Below are 5,735 nucleotides of genomic sequence, written 5' to 3' on the forward strand. Positions count from 1 at the left end.
GGCTTGGTGTGCAGCATGAGTCGGCGTGGCAACTGCCACGACAACGCACCCGTGGAGAGCTTCTTCGGCCTGCTCAAACGCGAGCGTCCCACCAAGGACGCCGCACGCGCCGAGGTATTCGACTACATCGAGATGTTCTACAACCCCAACCGCCGCCACGGTTCAACTGGTGACCTGTCCCCTGTAGAGTTTGAACGGCGCTACGCGCAACGAGGGTCTTGAGTGTCTACGGAACTCTGGGCGTATCAGGCAAACAGGCAGGATGGTACTCTTACCAAATAATCGCCTGGCGAGCGTAGATATCCATTTGTGCTGTAATCGCGAACCTGCAACGCCTGCACCGCGCTCCTGCACAACTAGACAACCATTGTCATTACCAAGCCAACCTAGATTGATAAAAAAGGAATTGAGATGTCAGAGACCTTTGAGTGGATGAGCTTCCCAGAAGGCCGGGCACGGTTTTCTGGAGGCATCCGTGGATTCGACGAAATGGGCCACGACACCTTCGCGGTCGAAGTTGATCAAACTGAGATCTTTGGTGAGATAGAGCCAAAATGGCTGGACGACAAGGTCCACTTCAATGTCCATATCACCCACTTCGGATATCTAGATCAATTGCAGGTTGGAATGCCACTGCCGTCTTTTTCAACAAGGACATTCACTCTTGAAGAGCTAGAGAGAGTCAAGCTCATAATTAATAGGTTGGTTGCGGCAGGCTTGCAATTGGAAGACAGGCCATCTGTGCTAATGGAGTCGAAAAAATCGCTTTTCACCGGCCAAGTGGTCTTTGAGCAGGACTGGGCGCTAGCCACATCGGCTCATTCGTAGGGGATGCGCAGATGAATGACTACAACAGCGATATCACACTTATCAGGCAATCCAATAACCTGGAAGAAATAGCAAGCATTGCACGGCGACATGCTGCTACAGCCGAAAAAGAAGGCGGAATTCTATACAGCAGGCCCATCGGAAATGTCTCTTCGGAGAGGATATCGATCAACCTGTCGCAGGAAACCGGGCTCCCGATCATCAATGACACTCCCCGAGCAAACTTTCTTTCTGATGAACAAGTTCGTAGTTCAATTGAAAAGAAAGCTAGAGAAATCTTTGAAGATCTGGGTCAAGACGCGGCCACAGCAAGAAATTCTGCAACCTCGTTCTTATACGGAGATCCGAACGTCCCATCCCAGAATCCGACGTCTCTGTCGAGGTGCCTTTGGGGCGAGGCCTCCCACGAGTTCGCAAGTTCTCTGCGCGGTGACATCAAAGTTGTTGCTTCCGCTGCCAACCTAGAGCGTGTCTTCGGCCAGGTAGAAGTGCCCGCCGTCCTGAACAACCCGAATGTCACCTCGTTAGGCGGGCAACCTATCCCGAAGCTGCAGGCGCTGTATACCCAGGGTGGTGCAGGTGCCGTGCTGCCGGAAGTGCAAACACAGTTTATTCAAGCAGCACCCAAAGGAATCTTTACAACGCCAGAGAGCATTGGAAAAGAGGTCAAGAACGTCACGTTCTCACGGGAGTTTGCTGGAAGCTTTGAGCTGCAACAAACGCACTTCAAGCCATCCGCAGAACTCACTGCATCGGGCATGGTCCGCGCACCGACCGGGCTCGATGCGCCAGCCGCAAGCTTGGCGGAGACAACGCTTACCGCAGAAGCAGCCGCATCTCGCAGGCTCTCTCCCGGCACCGTACGCGGGCTGGGCGTTGTGGGCGCAGCGGCGGCGGTGTACGACCTGGGCGCTACGGCAAGAAACACCGAGCGGCTGGACGCGCAGGGCAACATCACCGCAGCAGATGCAGAGGTCACTCGCTACGCCACGCGCAATGTGGGTGCCGTCGGCGGGGCTGTGCTTGGCAGTAGCGTAGGCGCAGCGTTAGGCGTGGAGTCCGGCCCGGGTTTGCTGGTCACGGGGGCGATCGGCGGCGTTGTTGGTGCAGTGGGCGGCGACAGGCTCGCCGATGCCATAAACGACCACCGGATTTCCCACCAACAAGACGCGCAAGGCAATACGTGGCGCCTCGAGAATCATCAAACCGGAGCGAGGTGGACGCGGGACATCAGCACTGGCGAAGTCGATCCAGCCGCTGTCGCCTTTGGCGAGGCCGGCGTGCCACTCTTCAAGACCCGGGCAGAAGTTGCCACACCGGAGGTGGCGGACTTGCTGACGTTCAAAGCATCCAATACGTCCATCGAGCTAGCCCTGGGTTCGCCGCCGCAGAATAGAGATCCTTATAGCCTGCCCGCCAATGCACATGATACGCGCAGCTTGCGCGAGTCACCGTGGGTGCACAACCCAGATACACAGCAGTGGACGCGCCAAGTAGCTGATGGCTTGATCGATCGCACGATGAGCACGCACACCGAAACGGCCAGCCCTCAGCGTGCATCGCAGCTTGATGAAGCTTCGCAGCAAATCATCAAGCAGAACGCGATGCAGACGCCAGCAGCAATGGCGGCGCACTACAAGGAGACCTACGAGCAAAATGGCTGGGAACGTCACGCCTACATGCCTGCCGCAGTCCATGACGCACTAAAGCATACCGGCCGGATCGTTGGCTCAGATGGCTACCTCTACGAACGTGGCAAAGATGGTCAATGGACCCATGACGGTATGCTCTGGGACAGCCAGGCCAAGGGGAATTTGAAGCAAGAGCTTGATGAAACCTACGCAGCCCAGACCATGGGCACACAGCGTACGGCTGCTCAGGTGGTGGCACAGCCTGCTGCCGAACCGATCAAAACGCTAGAGACGGTCCATGTCACTGCGCCGCGGACGCCAAGTCACGACAACGCAGACACCTCTTCGAAGAAAACTCAGGAAGACACAGATGTACGCGGCCATAGCGCGCCCGCACGGCCGCAAGCGTCAGGCCCGCAAGATCCGGATCATCCCGATCACGCCATGTTGAAGCAGATCCGCGAAGGCGTGGCTAAGATCGATGAGGGCGTTGGCAAGCCGTATGACGAAATGAGCGAGCGCGTCAGCCGCTGTCTACTGGCGGCATGCAAGGACAATCGCGAGCGTTATCCAGAAGCAGGCAACACCTCGCTCGCTGCCAATGCGCTGCAGCGCGTGGACCATGTACTGATGGGTAAGAACGGCAACCTCGTCGCAATCGAAGGACGCATCGACGACCCAACACACAAGCGCGCAGCCGTTCCCATCGACCAAGCTATCAACATGCCTTTGGAGCAGTCGGACGCAAAGCTACAAGCGGCCAACCAAGCCATCGCCCAGGAACAGACACAAACACGACAGCAGGAATTGGCACGAAGCCAGCAACAAGATGCGCAGCAGGCCCCGCGTATGAGTGTTTAATCCTGCCATATCTCTACAACATAGGCCCTGACCCATCCTCCTTCGCGAGCATGTCGAGATAGCAGACGCCACTTTGCTGGGCAAACCTCATCATAAGGCATGAACATCAATCTAAAATTTAGGCTCATTTTTGGGACGGGATTGCTTGTACTGTCAACCTCGACTGCTTGTGCAGAGGGAAGCATGCGCTCTGATTACAAGGAGAATGATGTGCAGCCGGTCAAAGTTGAAAAAGTGGGATCCAATTCGCTCCAAATCACCTACCACATGCCGGCAGAGAGCCTCTTTTATTCTCCGGGTGTTGATTTTGTAACGGACCACGGCGTCTTGCGCATTGCCATCCGCAGATGTGGCATCAGTGATAAATGCGATGCTATGGCGAAGGCTGTCATGCCAACAGCCGAGCCATGGACGCCGAAAGTCACGGTACCCTATGCGGGCGAAAGAGTTTTAATGGTCTACGCGGACACCGAAGAAACGTTTACGCATTAGTTTCAAAGTCGGTGCACACGGGGTCGCAAACGGGGTCAGGTTAACTCCCTACGCAAATTTTTCAGGCTACGGCTTCAGCGTTCGGGAGGTTTCGTCGATATCGATGGATAGGCGCTTACGTATCACTTTCCGCCACATGACATTGTGACTGCAGTGGCAGACCTAGCGGTATGCATCGATATGCCGGGAACCAAACGCTTAGTCGATCCCTACACCGCCAGCACTCCTCGTTTCTCGCCAAGCCAAGCCGTGAGTCCAACAAGTTACGCGTGTGGCAACTTGGCATTGCCTTGCTCTCAGGTACTGGACTGATTACATACCGATCATGAACATTTCACCGGTATAGCGGCCCTGGAATCTCTCAATCGATTTTCCGGTCATCGCAACGACTTCCGCATCGAGCGCTGTGTACCCATCGCCGCCTCGCTGGTAGGAATAGGCGTTTCCCACCTGATGGATGCGCGCCGCGCCAGCTCCATACACTTGCGATTGCGAGTAGCCACTAGTCAGCACTGCTGCCAGCTTGGCGCCCGGCTCAAGCGTCACTATCCAGCGGACAGACTCATACGAACTCAGCACCAGGATGATCGGCTTGTTCGAACGTCGTACCCGCACCTGCACGGTCCCGATGCGGGCGCCGGCCCCTGACGTACTGGTTTCTCTACGCCCCTCGTAAACGCCGACCGCTTCAATATGCGAGGTTCGCCCAAGCTCAGCGATTTCTCCATGCGGCAAACGTGGTGCCGTCGCCCGTGCGCTGTTAGTTGCAGTAGATCGCAATAGCGCTGCGCGCAGTAGGCGCAATTGCTCGGTGGTCATCGGAATCCCGCCTGCCGCATGCCGCTCTACTTCAGCAGCCCGGAGCAATGACTGGTTGAGTTGTGCATTACGTGCAGCCACCAACTGGGCAATCGCCTGTGTCCGCACCTCAAGATAGGTATTCACGTCTACGGGCGGCTGCGACTGGAACTTCTCCACCAACCTGATCTGCGCGTTGTCGACCACGGCATTGCGGCGTAACGAGGGTACGTAGAGCACGCGACTACCCACTCCTGGAACATCGTCCAGTTCAGCCAGCGTGCGTTTGCTGATCGAGTAAATGTATGTCCGACTACCCTCCGGGTCGTTGGTGAAATAACCGGTGATTACAAGAGCATCGGGATCCGGCGTAGTCGTTGCAGACGTCGCCATAAGCGGCGATAGCGTAATACTTGACGCCTGCAGTGATGGCAGCGCAAGCCGCTTGATCCCCCCGGCCACAGAAAAAACAAATGTCTCATCGGACGAAAGGCTGGAACGCCCCCATCCAGAGATCGGCATCTCGCGTTGGGAAAGGATTCGCGTAGTCCATCCCTCAGCATCACGGTGGAGCTCGATTTCTGCAATGGTTTTCCACGCCATCAGTAGAAAATGTAGTGGCTTGCCCGGCACTGGATGTACCATCTGCAGGCCCGGCGATGACAGAAGGAGCGACTGCATATTTCCACTGGCCAAATCCAGAAACACAGGCCCCGCGTTACCCATTTTTTGGTCGGAGTTGTTTCGTGGCGTGTAGATCACACCTACATCCCCAACAAGGTGGATTCCCGAGGGCGTCATCGAAAAGGTCGCGAGCGCGTCACCGGACTCGGTGTCACTGAGTTGCACGCGCCCCTCGCTATTGCTGGAAATCACCACCCGCCCGTTTGGTGATAAGGTCGCCGAGGTGAAGAGACCATTCCTCTCTGCCAGGACCTGACCGCTACCGATATCCACCACCAGGTACTTGTCGGCAAGTTGCAGCAAGGCGACCCCAGCCCGTGTTGCGAATGCCGCATCTGCAATGTAACTAGGCGCCGTTAGGGAAGGTCTGAACAACGAGACCTGACAGGGCGGAAGGTGGCGTCGTTCCGAAGAGTGGCTTTTGGAACTTCGGAATTTCGC

General features: G+C 56.3%; 5 protein-coding genes. 4 read left to right on the top strand and 1 reads right to left on the bottom strand.

Going from position 1 to position 5,735, the window contains the following annotated elements; translation table 11 throughout:
- The 4 genes from XcodCFBP4690_RS21870 to XcodCFBP4690_RS21885 form a co-directional block, all read left to right on the top strand.
- Positions 1–222 (top strand): IS3 family transposase (locus XcodCFBP4690_RS21870; protein ID WP_146092018.1); only part of this gene is annotated, 222 nt, incomplete at its 5' end.
- A 189-nt stretch (positions 223–411) separates the two neighbouring features.
- Positions 412–828, top strand: a complete 417-nt coding sequence (locus XcodCFBP4690_RS21875) for a hypothetical protein (RefSeq protein WP_104544363.1) — start codon at positions 412–414, stop codon at positions 826–828.
- 11 nt (positions 829–839) lie between these two features.
- The gene (locus tag XcodCFBP4690_RS23370) at positions 840–3,320 is read left to right on the top strand and encodes an XVIPCD domain-containing protein (RefSeq protein ID WP_341871626.1); all 2,481 of its coding nucleotides are present in this window, start codon (positions 840–842) and stop codon (positions 3,318–3,320) included.
- A 99-nt stretch (positions 3,321–3,419) separates the two neighbouring features.
- Positions 3,420–3,812 (top strand): hypothetical protein, encoded by a 393-nt coding sequence (locus tag XcodCFBP4690_RS21885; protein ID WP_244183772.1) that lies wholly within the window; start codon positions 3,420–3,422, stop codon positions 3,810–3,812.
- A 312-nt stretch (positions 3,813–4,124) separates the two neighbouring features.
- On the opposite strand, the gene XcodCFBP4690_RS21890 is transcribed toward XcodCFBP4690_RS21885, so the two are convergent.
- Positions 4,125–5,597, bottom strand: coding sequence for a hypothetical protein (locus tag XcodCFBP4690_RS21890; protein WP_104544364.1), 1,473 nt, complete (start codon positions 5,595–5,597; stop codon positions 4,125–4,127).
- Positions 5,598–5,735: the final 138 nt, after the last annotated feature.

This window comes from Xanthomonas codiaei, assembly GCF_002939785.1.
Classification (GTDB): Bacteria; Pseudomonadota; Gammaproteobacteria; order Xanthomonadales; family Xanthomonadaceae; genus Xanthomonas; species Xanthomonas codiaei.

Coding starts and splice junctions, on each gene's coding strand:
- XcodCFBP4690_RS23370 (WP_341871626.1), top strand. CDS start 840: ATGAATGACTACAACAGCGATATCACACTTATCAGGCAATCCAATAAC.
- XcodCFBP4690_RS21875 (WP_104544363.1), top strand. CDS start 412: ATGTCAGAGACCTTTGAGTGGATGAGCTTCCCAGAAGGCCGGGCACGG.
- XcodCFBP4690_RS21885 (WP_244183772.1), top strand. CDS start 3,420: ATGAACATCAATCTAAAATTTAGGCTCATTTTTGGGACGGGATTGCTT.